The following is a 17,134-nucleotide window of genomic DNA, read 5'->3' as shown; positions in this document are numbered from 1 at the left end:
GACATGGGAAAATGGGACGGGTACAACAGGACTTGTTTTTCAGGAGCCGAGACTTTTTCCTCACCTTACTGTTTTAGAAAATATCGCCTTTGGGCTAAGGGTGAAGGGAATCACAGTTAAGGAAAGAAAAGCTATGGCACGTGATTTTTTAAAAAATCTGCAGCTCGATAGTTTGGAAAAACGTTTTCCTCATCAGCTATCTGGCGGTCAGCAGCAGCGAGTTTCTTTGGGGCGGGCACTAATCCTAAACCCGGATCTGCTTTTGTTAGATGAACCGTTTGCTTCCTTGGACACTTCACTAAGGCAGGATTTGATAGAGTGGTTATACGAGCTGCAAAGAAAACTTGGCTTTTCGATATTATGGGTAACCCATTATATTGATGAGGCCTTATCTGTAGCCGACAGAATCGGGATTATTTTGAATGGGGGATTACAACAGATTGGAATACCCTCAGAGCTTTTTCAAAAACCGGCTTCTGAAAAAATTGCCCTGTTCTTATCCTTACCAAATCGATTCTCCAGAGGACAATGGAGCAAATGGTTTCAAAGTGAATTAAATGGATTGCAAACACAGGATAGGGGTTGGATTGATCCCAAACATTTGCAACTTATTGATGGGGAAAACCGTTCAGTTGAAGGTAAACTAGAAGAGACAGAGTGTATAATTTCAGGTTTTGTCACAAAAGTAAGACCAAGTAGAGAGGGATACTCGATCATAGTTTTAGCGGATAACGAATCGCTGGAAGTAAATACGACGGGGTGGAAAAGAGTCCCTAAATTAAAAGAAAAGATAAGAATAAGGGTGCCATTCGAGCACATACATTGGTATTCTGAGTGATGTGAAAGGAAGTGAGAATTGTGCTTGATACTCATGGGCGTGCAGCTGTACAACCAATAATCTCTAAAACAGCACAATCCCTATTAAAAATAGGCTTAAGTGCCAATCAAGTAACTTATATTGCTTTTTTTATCGGCATAATCGCAAGTGTTCTTGTTTATTTTGGATATCCCATTATTGGGGTGGCTGTTCTTTGGTTTTCAGGATTTCTGGATGCTGTTGACGGTAGTATGGCAAGGAAAAGTAAATCCTCTTCTTGGGGGACCGTTCTCGATGTCACCTTTGACCGAGTGGTTGAAGCAGGAATAATAGTAGCTTTGGCCCTACGACATCCTGAACCACATACGTTGATGCTGTTTCTCTTGTTAGCCATTTCGATTATATTTACAATGACCATTTTTCTAACAGTAGGAGCCCTATCAGAAAAAGAGAGCTACAAATCCTTTTATTATCAACCTGGACTAGCGGAAAGAACAGAGGGATTTATATTATTTTCTTTACTGGTTCTATTTCAATCCCATTTAGTATTTTGGACAATCATTTTTATAGCGGTTGAAATTACTACAGGAATCCAACGATTATTGGAAGCAAGGAGAATATTAAAATCTTAATATTTGTCAAAGTGCTTAAAATAAATGAAACAAATCCTACTAAAATGAAGCCTTATCAATCCCGGATAAGGCTTTTAATATTATAACAAGTGTCCACCCTGGGCGGACAAAAAGGAGTAAGTGTCTTTTTGTGGTGCCTGACACCATTTTTTTGTAAGATGAATGAAACGACCGCAATTAAAGGAGAGGTTCATTTGAGAGAAAAAATCCTCGCAGAAATTAAAAAAATGGAAGAAGAATTTGATGTGAAAATCTGCTATGCAGTTGAGTCTGGAAGTAGGGCGTGGGGCTTTCCTTCTAAGGACAGTGATTACGATGTCCGGTTTATCTATATTCATAAAAAAGACTGGTATCTGTCGATTGACCAAAAACGAGAGGTTATTGAGCTCCCTATTAATGATCTCCTTGATATTAACGGCTGGGAACTACGGAAAGCCCTTAGACTTTTTAAAAAGTCCAATCCGCCGCTTATGGAATGGCTTCACTCAGGTATTGTTTATTACCAAGCTTATTCACTAGTGGACAAAATGAAAGTAATTCAAGAAAAAGTATTTTTGCCGCAATCTGCGCTATATCATTATTTAAATATGGCCAAAGGTAACTACCGCGACTATCTACAAGGAGAACAAGTAAAAATTAAGAAATACTTTTATGTTCTCCGCCCCATTTTAGCCTGCAAATGGATTGAAAAATATAATTCTGTTCCGCCAATCGAATTTCAGGAGCTGGTCAAGGCCCTCCTTGAAGAAGGTGAACTGAAGCAGGAAATCGCATCATTATTAGAGAGAAAAATTAGAGGAGACGAGCTAAACCTTGAATCTAAGGTTACGGTAATAAACGACTTTATCGAAAAAGAAATCCATCGGTTAGAGGATTATACGAAAACCTTGAAGATTTCTAAAGAGGATAACACACCCTTGCTGGATGGATTATTTAGAGAAGTTTTAGATGAAGTTTGGAGTTAATATTAATATTTGAAAACCGCTTGGAGACTCCAAGCGGTTATTTTAATTATCAGAAAATGTGACAAAATTTTTAATTTTATATTTACATAAAAGAAAACGACTGATATGATAAAAAACGAATTCAATAATTGAATGCATAAATTATTAGTGTGTTCATAAATTGAAGTTAGGGGTGAGTTTATGCGTATACCTGCTGAAAATTTGGAGTCAAATAGGAGTCTGTTAGCTTTAAAGAAACTGAGAAGAAAATATTCCTTCACTTCCTTGGTCTTTATTCTGCCAGCCATCGTTCCACTTATCATATTTTGGATTTATCCAATGGGAAAATCTCTGCTCATTAGCTTTACTGATTGGGACTATATCAGCCCGGAATATGAATTCGTTGGTTTAGGCAATTACATTGACCTGCTGACAGAGCCAGCGTTTTACGCAGTACTCTTAAATACAGTCATTTTTTCCATGGGAGTAGTCATTCCTTGTGTAGTGGGAGGCTTGCTGCTCGCGTTATTAGTTAGTGGGAATGGAAAAGGCATGGGGATTTACCGAACCTTGATATTTTCACCTTGGGTTACCCCGACTGTTGCAGTCTCCATTGTTTGGTCGTGGATTTATGAGCCCAAAGTCGGTTTGGCGAATTATCTCCTAAACGTGCTTCAGCTACCTGGGCTTGATTGGACCTCTAGCTCAACTTGGGCAATGCCTGCTGTCATTATTGTGAGTATTTGGAAGGGGGTTGGTTGGTCGATGATATTTTACTTAAATGCCTTGAAAAAGGTACCTGTTAGCCTATATGAAGCAGCGTCGTTGGACGGTGCAAGCAGATGGCGCCAATTTTTACATATAACGCTTCCTTTTATCTCACCAACAACTCTATTTTTGACTGTGATTACCACTATTGATACTCTTCAGGCCTATGACCAGATTCAGGTATTAACGCAGGGAGGTCCAGCTGGAAGTACAAGAACGATGCTATATTTTTACTATCAGACGGCATTTGAACAATTTAATATGGGCAAGGCTACTGCGACTGCCATCTTGTTAGTAATGATTACGGCCGCGTTTTCATTCATCCAGTTTGTGTTATCGAAGCGCTGGGTTCATTATCAGTAACGGAAAGGGGGCCCGAGAAATTGAAGAAAGCACCTGTTTTGTTGGTGAAGCATTTAGTATTAATATTTATTAGCATTTCGATGGTTTTCCCTTTTTTGTGGATGGTGGTCAGTGCCCTAAAAACGAAGGATGAGATTTGGCAATTTCCACCGACATTGTGGCCTGAAAAGCCAATGTGGAATCATTTCAAGGAAGCATGGACGATGGCACCTTTTGATCAGTACATTTTCAACAGCATTTTGACGGCAAGTGGGATTGTCTTGATCCAAGTAATAAATTCAGCCCTGATGGCTTACGCATTCACCCAATTGAAATTTAAAGGAAGAAATCTGCTTTTTTCAATTATATTGATTACGTATATGCTGCCAGTAGCGGCGACGTATGTACCAAGCTATGTCATTTTAGCCGATTTTCATTTACTAGATACGTATAAAGGCCTGATTTTATCTAATGCCGTAAGTGTATTCGGGATTTTCTTATTCAGGCAGGCATTCATGCAGGTTCCAAAAGAATTAATTGAGGCAGCACGAGTTGACGGTGCCAAGCACTGGACAATCATTTGGAAAATCATTTTTCCAACAACGAAAGCTACCTTTATAACTTTTACGTTAATAAGCTTTGTGCAAAACTATAATAACTATCTTTGGCCGACGTTGATTACCACAAGTGAGAGTAAATATTTGATTACAACGGGATTAAGACAATTTTTTATTCAAGAAGGGGCCTATGGAATTCAATGGCCGCTCATCATGGCTGCAAGCGCCTTTGCGGTACTGCCGCTATTACTCTTGTTTTTATTTGTTCAAAAATGGATTATCTCTGGAATTAGTGACCAGGGATTAAAAGGATAATAAAAGGAGGAAGATAAGATGTTTTTGAAAAAGTTATTCTCGGTTACTGCCGTAATTATTTTACTAGTTTCACTGATTTCAGGGTGTTCATCAACGAAATCATCTGCAGATGGTCCCGTTGAAATTGAATTCTGGTATGGTCTAGGCGGGAATCTGGGCAAAAGTGTAGAAAAAAGAATTAAAGAATTTAACAAAAGTCAGGATGAAGTAAAGGTCATTGGTGTCGCTCAAGGTTCTTATGATGAAACACTTCAAAAGCTGCAAGCGGCAATTGCTGCAAAAAAGGTCCCGGCAGCCGTTCTGATTAAAAACGATCCGATGAATGCCTTTGCCAAAAAAGGTACACTAGCTTCTATGACAAAATTTATCAAAGCAGATGCCAACTTCAAACCGGAGGATTTTGTTGATGCTTTTTATCAACAGGGGACGATTAATGGTGAACAATATGCATTGCCGCTTTATGGAACAACACAAGTTCTCTATTATCGTAAGGATATGTTTGAAAAAGCAGGAATTACTTCCGACCAGCTAAAAACATGGGAATCCTTAGCGGAAGCTGCTAAACAATTAACAAAGAAAAATGGCAGTAATACAGATGTTTATGGATGGGAGCCGATGTGGGGTCCAGATAATCTGATTGATGCGGCACTTAGTAATGGTGGGAAATATTTGAGCGAAGACGGTAAAAAGGTATTAATTGATTCACCTGAATGGGTCGAAGCCTGGGAATTCTTCAAAAAGGGAATTCACGAGGATAAAACAATGGCGATTCATCACGATGGTCAGGGCTGGGAGTATTGGTATAAAACCATTGATGATGTCATGCAGGGACGTGCAGCCGGTTATACCGGGTCAAGTGGTGACCAAGGGGATTTAGACTTTTCCATCCTTGCTGCTACCCCACAGCCAGGCTGGGAAGGGAAACAGGCTGCCCCGCACGCGGTGGCACATTTAGGTGCTATACCGTCACTTGCCTCTGAAAAAGAAAAGAAAGCAGCATTTAAATGGTTGAAGTTCTTTACTAGTGCTGAAAACATGGCTGATTGGTCGATAAATTCCGGTTATATCCCTGTGAGAAAATCGGCACAGGACGTTCCTGCTTATAAAGAGTTTGCAGAAAAGAATCCACAAATTAAAGTGCCTCTTCAGCAAGCACAGAATGCAACCCCGCCGTTTGTTGATCCAACAGGTGGTAAAATTTATGATGCCCTTCTAAAGGCGGCTGACAAAGTTGAAATTGAAGGTATTTCCGCTGAAAAAGCCTTGAATGATGCCCAAAAAGAAGCCCAACGTGCATTAGATAAAGCAGGGAAATAATGTGAGGATTGTAGCTTCGTATTCAACCAAGCTAGTAGAAATAATATTGAAGTAATAGGAATTTTTTTAGAGGGTCACTATTTCAAATAGTGGCCTTTTTGTTTAAAAAAACTATCATGAGCCCCAACTCCCAACCCTACCATGGAAATAAATTTAGAGCACCAGCCGTAGTCACCTAATAAAGGCGGTGAGAGCAGAGCTAGACTTCACATCTTTCGTCTAGTGAAATGGGTATTTCACTTTAACTGGTTAAAGTGATTCATTTTTGCGGCGCTCCGCCCCTTTTCCAGAGAAAAATAGTAAGGAGTAAATAATATGGAAAAGTGTTATTTTTTGTTTGAAAATGTGAATGTTCAACAAATAATCACGAATTATTCATGTTGTTATGTTGTTAATGTTGTTAATATCAATTAAACTTAAAGTAAAGGGAGAAGGTATTTAGGAAAAAGAAGGGGGATGAATATGTTACCGATTGAGCGGAGACAGCAATTGTTAAAATGGTTGGATGATGAAGGATCTTTAGCAATCTCTGAGATTAGCAGTCGTTTGCAAGTTTCCGAAATGACAGTTTATCGGGATATTAAGCCATTAATACAAGAAGAAGTAATTATCAAAACTTCTGGAGGAATCTCATTAGCCCCAATTTCGAAGGTATCTCCGAATACTTGTATTTATTGCTTAAAAGAAATGAATAGCCGGCACCCTGTTCAAATTATCACCCATGATTTAAAAGTGGAGCAATTATGCTGCCCGCATTGTGGATTACTAAGATACAAGGACATTGAACAACATGTTTCGCAAATTATCTGTCGGGATTTTCTGCAGAATTCTACCATAAGTGCCAAAATGGCCTATTACCTAATGGATGCTGATTTCAACTTGAATTGTTGCCAACCACAAGTATTAACATTTGAATCTTCAAAGCAAGCGGAACAATTTCAAAAAGGTTTTGGGGGAGTTGTGTTACGTTTTGAAGAGGCAATTGAAGAAATTCAAAAAAAAATGAACGGTTTCACGGGATGTTCTTGTGAAAAATAAGCTGTACCTAAAACTTGGATTTATAAGCGGAGTGATAAATTGATTATTAAAATAAATTTCAGCATGTTCATGGTCATCATTTCCCTATTTCTATTTTTATTTCCATCTACTTTCTCAGCTCACGCTTATATTCAAAAATCGACACCTTCAGAAGATGCGATTCTCAAAAAAGCTCCAAACGAAGTAACGATCCAATTTAATGAACCAATTCAACCTGAATTTAATTCAATCAAGGTATTTGATTTTGATGGGAACAGAGTCGATAAGGAAGATGGTGGGATTGATCGTAACCAACCAACCATTCTAAAGAGTGGATTAAAAAAGGATCTTCCAAATGGTACCTATCGAATCAAATGGAAGGCTGTTTCAAGCGATGGCCATCCTGTTCAGGGAGTCATTGGCTTCCAAGTTGGAGATGAAGTTCAAGACTCAAGCTTTGTACATAATGAAACAAAAGGCTACACTCCAAAGGCAGATCTTATCATTATTCGTTGGCTTCAATACTTAAGTAACGCCTGCTATGTGGGGCTCCTGTTTTTTTACCTGTTAGTTTTGCCAAAAGCGATTCGGGGAAACAAATTTGTTGATAAGATTTTCCTTAAGCTGATCCATACGAGTTTCGTCGTGCTTTTCCTAAGTATCATGTTAAGCCTACCATTAGAAGCGACGATTGAATCTGGTTATCATTGGAGTGAAGTGTTCAGCTTTCGCTTATTTGAAAATATCTTATCTTACACGACTTTTGGTCAAATATGGATTTTTCAAGCAGCGATTCTTTTAATGCTTGCTTTACTTACTTCATTTAATAGGAATGCAATAAGCACTAAACGAATCATTCTATGGGTCTGCATCTGTTTAGGAACAGCATTATTATTTACAAAGTCATTAACCAGTCATGCTTCATCCCAAACCAACCAGTTGCTATCGATTTCGATGGACTTTCTCCATTTATTCGCAGCCTCGCTCTGGATTGGATGTTTAATCGGTTTTGTTGGATTACTTCCATTGCGGAAGAACACTGAAACAAAGCAATTTTATATACAAATGATAAAAAGGTTTTCTAAATGGGGAATCCTCCTAGTTCTTCTGTTAACCTTTACGGGAGTGTTTGGAAGCCTGCTGCATGTTCCAAATCTTTCTGCTCTTGTACGAACGGACTATGGGAAAGTATTATCTATAAAAGTTATTCTATTTTTGGTCATGCTCCTCCTTGCAGCCGTGAATTTTGTAAATGGAATAAGGGAAAGAGACAAAGGCTTGATGGCTTCCATGTGGGGGGAACTTTCTACTGGTTTGGTTATCCTGATTCTTACTGTGGTCTTAACTAATTTACCAACTGCCATGTCCTCTCCCGGACCATTTAAGGAAACAAATACAGTGAATAAAGGAACAAAGGTCACCTTAATGGCAACCCCGAATATTGTTGGCGAAAATTTATTTGAGGTTACATTAAAAGACCGTCAAGGCCAACCCATCAAAGATATTGAACAAATACATTTGACATTTACAATGCTTGATATGGATATGGGAAAAGAAACCATTAATCTTACAAAGGAAGCAGATGGGAAATACAAAGAGAATGGTTTGCACTTTAGTATGGCCGGTAATTGGAATGTCCATGTTCATGTTTTGACAAAGTCGTTAGAGAGCATTGATACCGATTTCCGTTGTTTAGTAGGAAGTAAATAAAATCATTCGAGGAGAATTCAAATGAAAAAAATGATGTTTAAGGTTTCAAAAATATTTATTCCAGCAGTAATCAGTTTATTTTTCTTTTCAAGTTTAGCTAGTGCACATGTGACAGTCATCCCGAAAACTTCTGCAACAGGTGCATGGGAAACGTATACCTTAAAGGTCCCAGTTGAAAAAGATATTGCTACGACTAAAGTCACCGTTAAGGCTCCTGCTGGTGTAGAGGTTATGTCCTATCAACCGGTTCCCGGGTGGACATATACAGCTGAAAAAGATGCCAGTGGTAAAGTAAAAACTTTTACATTTGAGGCAACGGGTGATGGGATATTACCTGGTCAATTCCAACAATTTGTGTTTGTAGCGAAAAACCCTGATAAAGCAACAAAAGCAGCATGGGACGCCTTTCAATATTATAAAGATGGCAGCATCGTAGAGTGGACAGGCGATGAGGGATCAGATTCACCACATGCAATTACAGATATTGTGACGGGTACTTCGACTGATCACCATGGTACGCAGACCGCAGAACATGATGAAAAGACAAAAACAACAGTGACTGAGAAAGAGGATGATACGTCTGATTCACTTCCTCTTGTTTTATCTGGTGCAGCAGCGTTACTGTCACTTGTAGCACTAGTTCTTGCATTCCGTAAAAAATAACCTATACTTGAGCTAAAAACAGAAGATGGCCTTCGTGCATCTTCTGTTTTTTTATAAGTTTTTCTTAAGTTGAATGATTGAAATTTCCGAATTTTTCTTATCAACCTTATGCTTTAAAATGAGGGAGGAGCAGGAAAAGAGGGAAAAAGAAGGATGAAAAATAAATTATCGTATTTTTTTAGCTCGATGGTCAGTAATTTTGGTGATGGGATTCAACAAATCGCGATTATGTGGTATATATTTCAATTAACAGGTGAAGCCCTCTCCATTGGATTAATGATTGCTGTTTATTATTTACCTAGTATTTTGTTAACTCCATTTGTTTCTGTGTATGTTGATCACCATAATGCAAAAAAAATCGTTGTTTTTACAGATGTTTTTCGGTTCTTAATCGTTATAGGAATGTCCATTTTGATTTTGTTAAAGATCGAATCAATATTGCTCGTCTATTTTTTACAATTCCTATTAGCTGTTTGTTATACCATTTATAAACCAGCTGAACAGTCCTTTATCAAGGAATCCTTTTCTGATCAAGATATTCCTTTTGTGATTTCTAGAGCTTCTTCACTAAATGAGGTAGCCCTAATTGCCGGGTCTGCCGTTTCAGGAGTTTTTCTAATTAAGCTTTCATTATCACTGAGTTTTTTTATTAATGCTTTAACATTCCTATTTGCAGCTGTCCTATATTGTTTTGTTAAGCGGTTAAGGGCAAAACAGATTAAATACACAAAAATAGAATATTTTTCAGAGCTTCTTTCCGGCTGGCAATTTATTAATAATCAAAACGGAATGAAATATCTATTGTTTTTATCGATATTAAATAGTATCAGTATTCAAATGACAGCTACCATCCTGTTACCGCTTGCAAAGGATTTTAAAGGCGGCAGTGCGCTTTACTCCTTATTCGATATTTCGTTTGCAGTTGGAGGGATTTTAGCTGGCGTATTTGTCACTTTCTTTTTGAAAAAGTATAAACAGAAGGTCATGATCTTTACGATGGTAGGTATGGCAATTGTTTCCATGTTGTTATATATTAATAGTTTCGATACGTCGGCAGTCATCTTGATTTTCTTGCTTGGGTTGTTTACGATGTCGCACTTGATTCTAACCCAAACATTAATTCAGTTGAATTCAACCAAAGAATTTATTGGACGGGTGGTAGGATTAAGGACAATCCTAGCCTCGCTTGTAAAAATCACATCTGCATTAACAACAGGAATTCTGATTTCAAAAGTCGGAGTAAACAATATATTTCTCTTTTTTGCACTTCTAATCATGGTTTGTTTATTCACTTTAAATGGGTTGAAAAATGTTCATGTACCTAAATTAGGTTGAGGGGAAAATAATAATGCTGGAAGTAAGTCACGATAATAAGTGACTTTTTTTGTTTTAAGGATTTTAGGTCTCGAGTCTTAGAAAAAAATAATTCTCAAGATTGTTAAAAAATTACTATATAATAGTAAAATATTATTGAAAGGAAGATTTTGTAGGAGAGGATATTATATGAGCAGGAAGATATATGTGTTACATACTGATACTGGTTCCATTTTGACAAAAATGATCAAATTATATACAAAGAACCCTCACAACCATGTCTCTATTGTGATTGATGATCAATTCAACAAGGTTTATAGCTTTGGAAGGAAAAATCCCCGGAACCCCTTTGTGGGAGGATTTGTGCAAGAAAACATTCGCGGCCGTTTGTTTAGGAATGCCGATTGTGCAATTTATTGTGTTACCATCACAGAAAAACAATTTCAAATAATTAACGGTAAAATTATGGAAATGGAAGAGCATAAGGACGATTATAGGTACAATCTCATCGGTCTAGTTGCCGTCATGCTGAATAGGGAGATTGATCGAAAGAACGCCTTCTTTTGCTCCCATTTTGTTGCGACTCTACTAAATGAATCAGGTATCAAAATGAAAAATCAAAAGCCTCTTTCTCTTGTAACTCCACATGATATTAAGGAATCGGTTTCACTCAAATTAATTTATGAGGGAAAGCTTTCATCCTATTTTCAAAATTATTATCAAGAATATCAAGCTGATAGAGTGGAGGTAATCTAAGTTAAAAAAGTTTGCGATTATCTAGAATTTATAAAGTAACACTTTCTTGGTTTTGAGCTTTCTTCTTTTTAAGCAATTCCACCAATGCCATAAAAAGCTTCAAAGAACGGTGGAAAACGGGGCTTTGAATGAAAGTATAAAGAAAAGTGGCGATAAACACGGGCCCGCCTAATAAAAAACCAATCACTAATACAAGACTTTCAACAATAATTCGCGCTTGGCTTACCGATAATCTTGTTTTATCAGAAATGGAAAGCATAAACCCATCACGTGGTCCGGCACCAATACCTGCCGCAACATACATTCCGCCACCAATCCCAGTAATAATGACTCCAGAAAGGAGAATAAAATAATCAACCCATGTGTTAGTTGCTTTTGGGAGGATGTCTAACCAAAGAAAAAAGTCCATGATTGGCCCAATACATAAAGCGTTTAAAACTGTACCTACACTAATATAGCTTCGAGCGACAAACAAAGAAATGATAATTAGGATTAATCCACAAACCACTCCCCATGTACCAATGGTTAAACCAAAGTGTTGATAAAGTGCTACATTAAGTACTTCCCATGGGTGTAAGCCAATATATTTAACTTTAACGGCGATGGCATTACCTAAGCCAAAAAAAGTTAATCCCATGAAAAATAAAAAATATTGAAAAAACCTCAACTTTAGTTACCCCCAAAAGACGAATTGTTCTGAAAATTCAAATCTATCCTAATATCTTAAAATAGGAATTGATAATAATCAATGGTTAATTTAAATTATGGAACAGAAATCATCAAACTGTGATAAGAAATAAAGATAAATTCTTCTATAAACACATTATTTATCATATATGTTTTTAAAGACCCTCAGCCACTGAAGGTCTTGGACTTTGAATATGAAAGAGGGATACAAAAATGCCAAGCGAGTTACAATACGTAGAATTAGATATCCCCATTGAAGTGATTTGGGATTTCATCCGAGATGAAAATAATTGGGCACCTCTTGTCCCTGGTTATATTTCACATGAAAAAATAAACGATCGGCAAATCACATGGGAGTTTACAAGCGAAATTGGCATAATGAAAAAAAAGGTCAGGCTATTAATTGATATTAAAGAGTGGAATGAGCCTGCGAGGGTATGCTTTGATTTGAAACGATCGAACGAAAAGTATATTGGTGAAGGATATTTTGAAGCAAAAGCACTTAATATTAATAAAACTGGGGTGACTGGATTTCTTGAAATAAATGCATCAGGTCCAATGGGATCTCTAGCCAATTCACTTTTTAAGAAGGCAATTCAAAAATCGGATGAAGAAGTGTCAGTAGCTATTACTTCAAAGTTGGAAGAATTTAAAAGAAGATGAAAAAAATAGAGCCGCAGACCTGGTTAATTGAGGGTTTGCGGTTTTCTTTCATGAATTGGATAAAATTAAGTTTATCTTAAGCATTGAATGGTAAAGTTAGTCCAAATTCCACTATCCCAAATGATAGTAGGCAGGAGGGTTATATAATGAAAAGCAAGGTACAAAAAAAAGGAATGAATGTGATACTTGCTGTTTCGATGCTTGGTATGGCGTCTGGCTCATACATTCCGATAGCCTATGCTGAAAGTAACACAACTGCAGTCCAGGAAAACCTTGAATCCAATACACTTGCTAACTTGGAAATCGACGGGATTAAGTTAGACCAGACTTTTACAGCAGAGGTAAAGGAATATTCAGCCACCGTTGGTAATGATGTTAAAGATATACATTTACAAGTAGAGAGTAGTAATCCAGAGTCGACCATTTTAATAAATGGGCAATCGGTAACAAGTGGAACAACAGGAACTTATTCGCTTCAAACCGGAAAGAATTCGTTCCTAATCACTGTGAGTGATGGCAGCCATACAGCAAATACCTATACACTAACCATTACGAGAAAACAAAATGCAAATAATCTCCTGCAAAATATTAAATTATCTACTGGGGAGCTGTCGCCGATATTTTCTGCTACAAAAACGGAATATACGGTTCTAGTTACAAACGATGCTGATGCAATAAAGATTACACCTACAACAATAGAAAAAACAGCGACAATTAAAATCAATAATACTTTAGCGAAGGGGGAAGATGTTTCCGTAAAACTCCCGGTTGGGAAATCCGACATTATCATCGTCGTTACTGCAGAAAATGGGGAGGAAAAGACTTATATATTACACGTTATCCGAGCGGAGGTCAAAGCTTCGAAAGCAAACATTTCATCACAGAAAAATAGAACTAATTCTTTTCAACAGTCTGCTGTTCAGCAAAATTCTGGGACAGTTCAAAAAACTAGTAAGGCAACACTATCTTCACTAACCGTTTCGGAAGGTACATGGGATAGCTCTTTCACACCAAACGAATTCACCTACCATGTGGCTGTTTCAAGTGATGTTAAAACGGTCACCATTAATCCAACTGCAAGCTACAGTGCATCTACGATTATGATTGAAGGTGGCACCAGCAAAACAATCCAGCTAGAAGATAATAACAAAACTATTATTTCTGTTGTTGTAACCTATGATGATGGCGACCATAAAACTTATGTGCTTGTGTTTGATAAGAAAGAATAAGCGAATGCATTTTCTTCATTATTATTCCGGCAAAAAAAACCTGCCAAGCAGGTTTTTTTGTTTTTGATGTATCCTCTAAAAAATCTTTATCTAAAAAATGAAAACTATTATTTAACATGATCCTTAAATTTATGATATATTAATAAGTAAAAATTTCAGAGAATCTTGATTAAGGAAGGTGAAAGAAGTGGCAGCAGACTTGAAATTAAATGACAGCAGTCTTCCATTGCGCCGTGATGTAAAATTACTTGGAAAAATGTTAGGTGAGATTCTAGTCAATCATGGTGGTTCTGAACTTTTCGATAAAGTGGAAAAAATAAGACTTATGTCCAAAACACTTCGGACTCATTTTGATGAAGATATATATATATCATTAAAAGAAGAAATTTCCGGTCTAAGTTCCCCAATGAGAAAACAAGTCATTCGGGCTTTTGCAATGTATTTTCATTTAATCAACGCGGCAGAACAGAATCATCGGATTCGGAGACGGAGACAATATCATCTTCAAGACGATTCAATTGTTCAACCAGCCTCGATTGAGAGTGCGGTCCTTTTGCTTAAAGAAAATAATGTTAATGAAGTCTCGATTCAAAATGCACTAGATATATTGTCTCTTGAACTGGTTATTACCGCTCATCCTACCGAGGCGACAAAGCGTTCAATCTTAGAAATCCAACAGCGAATTGCCGGTATATTAAAACATATCGACCACCCATTACTAACGAAAAAAGAACGCAAAAAGCTGGAGGAAAGTTTATTTAATGAAGTAACGATTTTATGGCAGACCGATGAGCTGCGGCATCATAAGCCGACCGTTTTGGATGAGGTGCGGAACGGACTTTATTATTTTGATCAAACTCTTTTTGAGGTGCTTCCTGAAATTCATCAGGAGGTTGCGGAATGCTTGGAAAAAAATTATCCAACCGCCTCATGGGAGGTTCCTAATTTTCTTCGTTTTGGTTCATGGATTGGCGGTGATCGTGATGGGAATCCGAATGTAACGCATGAAGTTTCTTGGGAGACCTTAGAACGGCAAAGAAGGCTCGTCCTAAAAAAATATAAAAATGTGCTGATTGATTTAATGAAACGATATAGTCATTCAACGACAAGGGTAGATGTGAGCACGGAGCTTCTTACATACCTAGAGGAAAAAGAGGATCTATTTTTAACAGAAGAGAAAAAGTGGCCAGTTAAAACGGAAGCTTACCGTCGTGTATTTGCAATTATTATTGAACGGGTAAGACTAGTTGGAAAATCAGAGCTAGGCTATAAAACTGCGGATGAATTATTAGAAGATTTATTTATGATACATGGAAGCTTAAAAAAACATCATCCTGCTGCCCATGAATTAAAGATTATTCAAAAATTGATTCGTCAAGTCCAGTTGTTTGGCTTCCATCTAGCTACACTTGATATTCGGAACCATAGCGGCGAGCATGAGGCAGCCATCACGGAAATACTACATAAAGTCCGCATTTCTGAAAATTATGCCTTGCTGTCTGAAGCTGAAAAAGTTAAGATTTTGCAAAAAATTCTCTTGGATCCGCGCCCGCTCCTATTATTAAATGAGGATTACTCAGCCGAAACACAGGAAATGATTAAAGTATTCCAAATGATCAAGAATGCCCATGAAGAATTTGGAAAACGTTCAATTTCCGTTTACCTTGTCAGTATGACAAAATCGCCAAGTGACTTGTTAGAGGTGCTTGTTTTAGCAAAAGAAGCAGGTATTTACCGCCTTCATGCTGACGGAACGCTGGAAAGCCACTTACATGTTGCGCCATTACTCGAAACAATTGAGGATTTAACGGCTGGTCCGGTTATCATGAAAACTCTTTTCGAGATGCCGGTTTACCGCGAACATTTGCAAATCTTGGGTGACCAGCAGGAAATAATGCTTGGTTATTCGGACGGTAGTAAAGACGGTGGTACGTTAACCGCCAATTGGAAGCTATATAAAGCGCAAATTGAAATTCACGAAATGGCGAAAAGATATCAGATAGGTCTTAAGTTCTTCCATGGACGTGGAGGTTCGTTGGGACGCGGCGGCGGTCCACTGAACAAAAGTATTTTATCACAACCGGCTGAAACAATCGGGGATGGGGTCAAAATTACTGAGCAAGGTGAAGTGTTATCTTCACGATACCTGCTCGAGGATATCGCTTATCGAAGCTTAGAACAGGCGACTTCCACCTTGCTGCTAGCTGTTGCACATGCATCAAAAGATCCGGAGGAAGGACAATTAAGAGAGCATGTCTGGGAAGAGGCAATTGAAGAAATCTCAAGCTCCGCCTTGGCCAAATATCAATCACTTGTTTTTGGTGATCCAGATTTCCTCACCTATTTTACTGAAGCTACACCTTTAAGGGAGCTTGGCGATTTAAACATTGGTTCAAGGCCAATGAGCCGGAAAAATCGTGGTCGGTTCGAAGACTTACGGGCGATTCCATGGGTATTTGCTTGGACACAAAGCCGCCAGCTGCTTCCAGCCTGGTATGCTGCAGGCACCGGATTAACCAGCTTTGCTTCGAAAGGTGAGCAAAATTTGCAGCTTTTACAACAAATGTATATGAAATGGCCGTTCTTTCAATCGACAATTGATAATTTAAACATGGCTTTGATGAAAGCAGATATAACGACTGCCAAAGAATATCTAACCCTTGTTGAAGATAAAACAATAGCTGAAAGGATATTTGGCAATATTCTGGAAGAATATCAAAAAACAAAAGGTATTTTGCTCAAGATTACAGGCGATAAAGAATTGCTCGATCATACGCCTAATATTCAAGAGTCAGTGTATCGAAGAAATCCTTATGTTGATCCATTAAACTTTTTACAGGTAGAAGTAATTAAGGAATTGCGGAAACAAGATGATCCTAATGATGAATTATTAACTGAAGTTCTCCTTACCATCAGCGGCATTTCTGCTGGATTACGAAATACTGGCTGATAAAATTGAAATTAGTAAAAAAACACAAACTTTGTTGAGCTTGTCAGATTGTCGAGAAAGGGTATATTTCTCGGCAATTTTTTAATAATGGATTGGCCCTGCTAACTGGCCTGTTGATTTCCGCTCCGGGCACTCGCTTTCCGCGGGGAGGTCCGGGAGCCTCCTCGGCTCTTTGGAGCCTGCGGGGTCTCCCGTGACCTCTCTATCCCGCAGGAGTCGAGTGCCCTCCGCTCCAATCAACAGGGTGGCAAATCAACCTAAAGAATTGCCACACACTTTTTCTAACCTGGCTAAGTGTGTCGCAATCTTTTTTATTTTTTGGCAGGCAGCTGTAAGGAGAGCCTGTTCACTTGCATTCTTTATTCCCCGTAACCGGCAGTAGCGAAACCCATGCAACCCTTTTGAGTCTGCGAAGCTTCGCTCCATTTTTTCCTTTCTAAATTTATAAAGCAA

16 protein-coding genes are annotated in these 17,134 nt (G+C 38.0%); 14 read left to right on the top strand and 2 right to left on the bottom strand.

The features are described 5' to 3' along the window. The 11 genes from RTR43_RS08750 to RTR43_RS08700 form a co-directional block, all read left to right on the top strand. The coding region (locus RTR43_RS08750) for an ABC transporter ATP-binding protein (protein WP_312471171.1) at positions 1 to 838 on the top strand (838 nt) is incomplete at its 5' end. 20 nt (positions 839 to 858) lie between these two features. Then, positions 859 to 1,449 carry a CDP-alcohol phosphatidyltransferase family protein gene (locus RTR43_RS08745; protein WP_312471170.1) on the top strand — a complete coding sequence of 197 codons (591 nt, stop codon included), beginning with the start codon at positions 859 to 861 and terminating at the stop codon, positions 1,447 to 1,449. Between the two features lie 194 nt (positions 1,450 to 1,643). Then, a complete protein-coding gene (locus RTR43_RS08740) occupies positions 1,644 to 2,414 on the top strand; it encodes a nucleotidyltransferase domain-containing protein (RefSeq protein ID WP_312471168.1) in 771 nt (256 codons plus the stop codon). A 180-nt stretch (positions 2,415 to 2,594) separates the two neighbouring features. After that, complete coding sequence (locus RTR43_RS08735; RefSeq protein ID WP_396954551.1) at positions 2,595 to 3,524, top strand: carbohydrate ABC transporter permease; 930 nt, start codon at positions 2,595 to 2,597, stop codon at positions 3,522 to 3,524. A 20-nt stretch (positions 3,525 to 3,544) separates the two neighbouring features. After that, positions 3,545 to 4,375, top strand: a complete 831-nt coding sequence (locus RTR43_RS08730; protein ID WP_312471166.1) for a carbohydrate ABC transporter permease — start codon at positions 3,545 to 3,547, stop codon at positions 4,373 to 4,375. A gap of 18 nt (positions 4,376 to 4,393) precedes the next feature. Further along, positions 4,394 to 5,692 (top strand): ABC transporter substrate-binding protein, encoded by a 1,299-nt coding sequence (locus tag RTR43_RS08725; protein WP_312471164.1) that lies wholly within the window; start codon positions 4,394 to 4,396, stop codon positions 5,690 to 5,692. A 462-nt stretch (positions 5,693 to 6,154) separates the two neighbouring features. Then, positions 6,155 to 6,730 carry a DeoR family transcriptional regulator gene (locus RTR43_RS08720; RefSeq protein WP_312471163.1) on the top strand — a complete coding sequence of 192 codons (576 nt, stop codon included), beginning with the start codon at positions 6,155 to 6,157 and terminating at the stop codon, positions 6,728 to 6,730. Between the two features lie 39 nt (positions 6,731 to 6,769). Next, entirely contained in the window at positions 6,770 to 8,419 is a 1,650-nt protein-coding gene (locus tag RTR43_RS08715) for a copper resistance CopC/CopD family protein (RefSeq protein WP_312471162.1), read from the top strand. A 21-nt stretch (positions 8,420 to 8,440) separates the two neighbouring features. Beyond that, positions 8,441 to 9,082 carry a YcnI family copper-binding membrane protein gene (locus RTR43_RS08710; RefSeq protein WP_312471161.1) on the top strand — a complete coding sequence of 214 codons (642 nt, stop codon included), beginning with the start codon at positions 8,441 to 8,443 and terminating at the stop codon, positions 9,080 to 9,082. A 153-nt stretch (positions 9,083 to 9,235) separates the two neighbouring features. Next, on the top strand, positions 9,236 to 10,417 hold the full coding sequence (locus RTR43_RS08705; protein WP_312471160.1) for an MFS transporter: 1,182 nt from the start codon (positions 9,236 to 9,238) through the stop codon (positions 10,415 to 10,417). Positions 10,418 to 10,585: 168 nt separating this feature from the next. After that, positions 10,586 to 11,152 (top strand): hypothetical protein, encoded by a 567-nt coding sequence (locus RTR43_RS08700; RefSeq protein ID WP_312471158.1) that lies wholly within the window; start codon positions 10,586 to 10,588, stop codon positions 11,150 to 11,152. Between the two features lie 28 nt (positions 11,153 to 11,180). Here RTR43_RS08700 and RTR43_RS08695 read toward each other — a convergent pair whose 3' ends face one another. Beyond that, positions 11,181 to 11,819, bottom strand: coding sequence for a YczE/YyaS/YitT family protein (locus RTR43_RS08695; protein WP_483870154.1), 639 nt, complete (start codon positions 11,817 to 11,819; stop codon positions 11,181 to 11,183). A 233-nt stretch (positions 11,820 to 12,052) separates the two neighbouring features. On the opposite strand from RTR43_RS08695, the gene RTR43_RS08690 reads away from it, so the two are divergent. The 3 genes from RTR43_RS08690 to ppc all read left to right on the top strand — a co-directional run bounded on the left by RTR43_RS08690 (position 12,053) and on the right by ppc (position 16,681). After that, complete coding sequence (locus tag RTR43_RS08690) at positions 12,053 to 12,502, top strand: SRPBCC family protein (protein WP_312471156.1); 450 nt, start codon at positions 12,053 to 12,055, stop codon at positions 12,500 to 12,502. A 146-nt stretch (positions 12,503 to 12,648) separates the two neighbouring features. Next, on the top strand, positions 12,649 to 13,731 hold the full coding sequence (locus tag RTR43_RS08685; RefSeq protein ID WP_312471155.1) for a cadherin-like beta sandwich domain-containing protein: 1,083 nt from the start codon (positions 12,649 to 12,651) through the stop codon (positions 13,729 to 13,731). A 187-nt stretch (positions 13,732 to 13,918) separates the two neighbouring features. Next, a complete protein-coding gene (gene ppc / locus RTR43_RS08680; RefSeq protein WP_312471154.1) occupies positions 13,919 to 16,681 on the top strand; it encodes a phosphoenolpyruvate carboxylase in 2,763 nt (920 codons plus the stop codon). 252 nt (positions 16,682 to 16,933) lie between these two features. Here ppc and RTR43_RS08675 read toward each other — a convergent pair. Further along, a partial coding sequence (locus RTR43_RS08675; protein ID WP_312471153.1) for a transposase occupies positions 16,934 to 17,134 on the bottom strand: 201 nt, incomplete at its 5' end.

Origin of the sequence: Neobacillus sp. (assembly GCF_031988165.1) — a bacterium.
In the GTDB taxonomy this organism is placed as follows: domain Bacteria; phylum Bacillota; class Bacilli; order Bacillales; family Cytobacillaceae; genus Neobacillus; species Neobacillus rhizosphaerae.
This window is presented reverse-complemented; position numbering and strand designations above follow the sequence as displayed.

Bases quoted from the DNA above. Each gene is read 5' to 3' on its own strand.
- RTR43_RS08735 (WP_396954551.1), top strand. From the start codon at position 2,595: ATGCGTATACCTGCTGAAAATTTGGAGTCAAATAGGAGTCTGTTAGCT.
- RTR43_RS08725 (WP_312471164.1), top strand. From the start codon at position 4,394: ATGTTTTTGAAAAAGTTATTCTCGGTTACTGCCGTAATTATTTTACTA.
- RTR43_RS08720 (WP_312471163.1), top strand. From the start codon at position 6,155: ATGTTACCGATTGAGCGGAGACAGCAATTGTTAAAATGGTTGGATGAT.
- RTR43_RS08710 (WP_312471161.1), top strand. From the start codon at position 8,441: ATGAAAAAAATGATGTTTAAGGTTTCAAAAATATTTATTCCAGCAGTA.
- RTR43_RS08705 (WP_312471160.1), top strand. From the start codon at position 9,236: ATGAAAAATAAATTATCGTATTTTTTTAGCTCGATGGTCAGTAATTTT.
- RTR43_RS08700 (WP_312471158.1), top strand. From the start codon at position 10,586: ATGAGCAGGAAGATATATGTGTTACATACTGATACTGGTTCCATTTTG.
- RTR43_RS08690 (WP_312471156.1), top strand. From the start codon at position 12,053: ATGCCAAGCGAGTTACAATACGTAGAATTAGATATCCCCATTGAAGTG.
- RTR43_RS08685 (WP_312471155.1), top strand. From the start codon at position 12,649: ATGAAAAGCAAGGTACAAAAAAAAGGAATGAATGTGATACTTGCTGTT.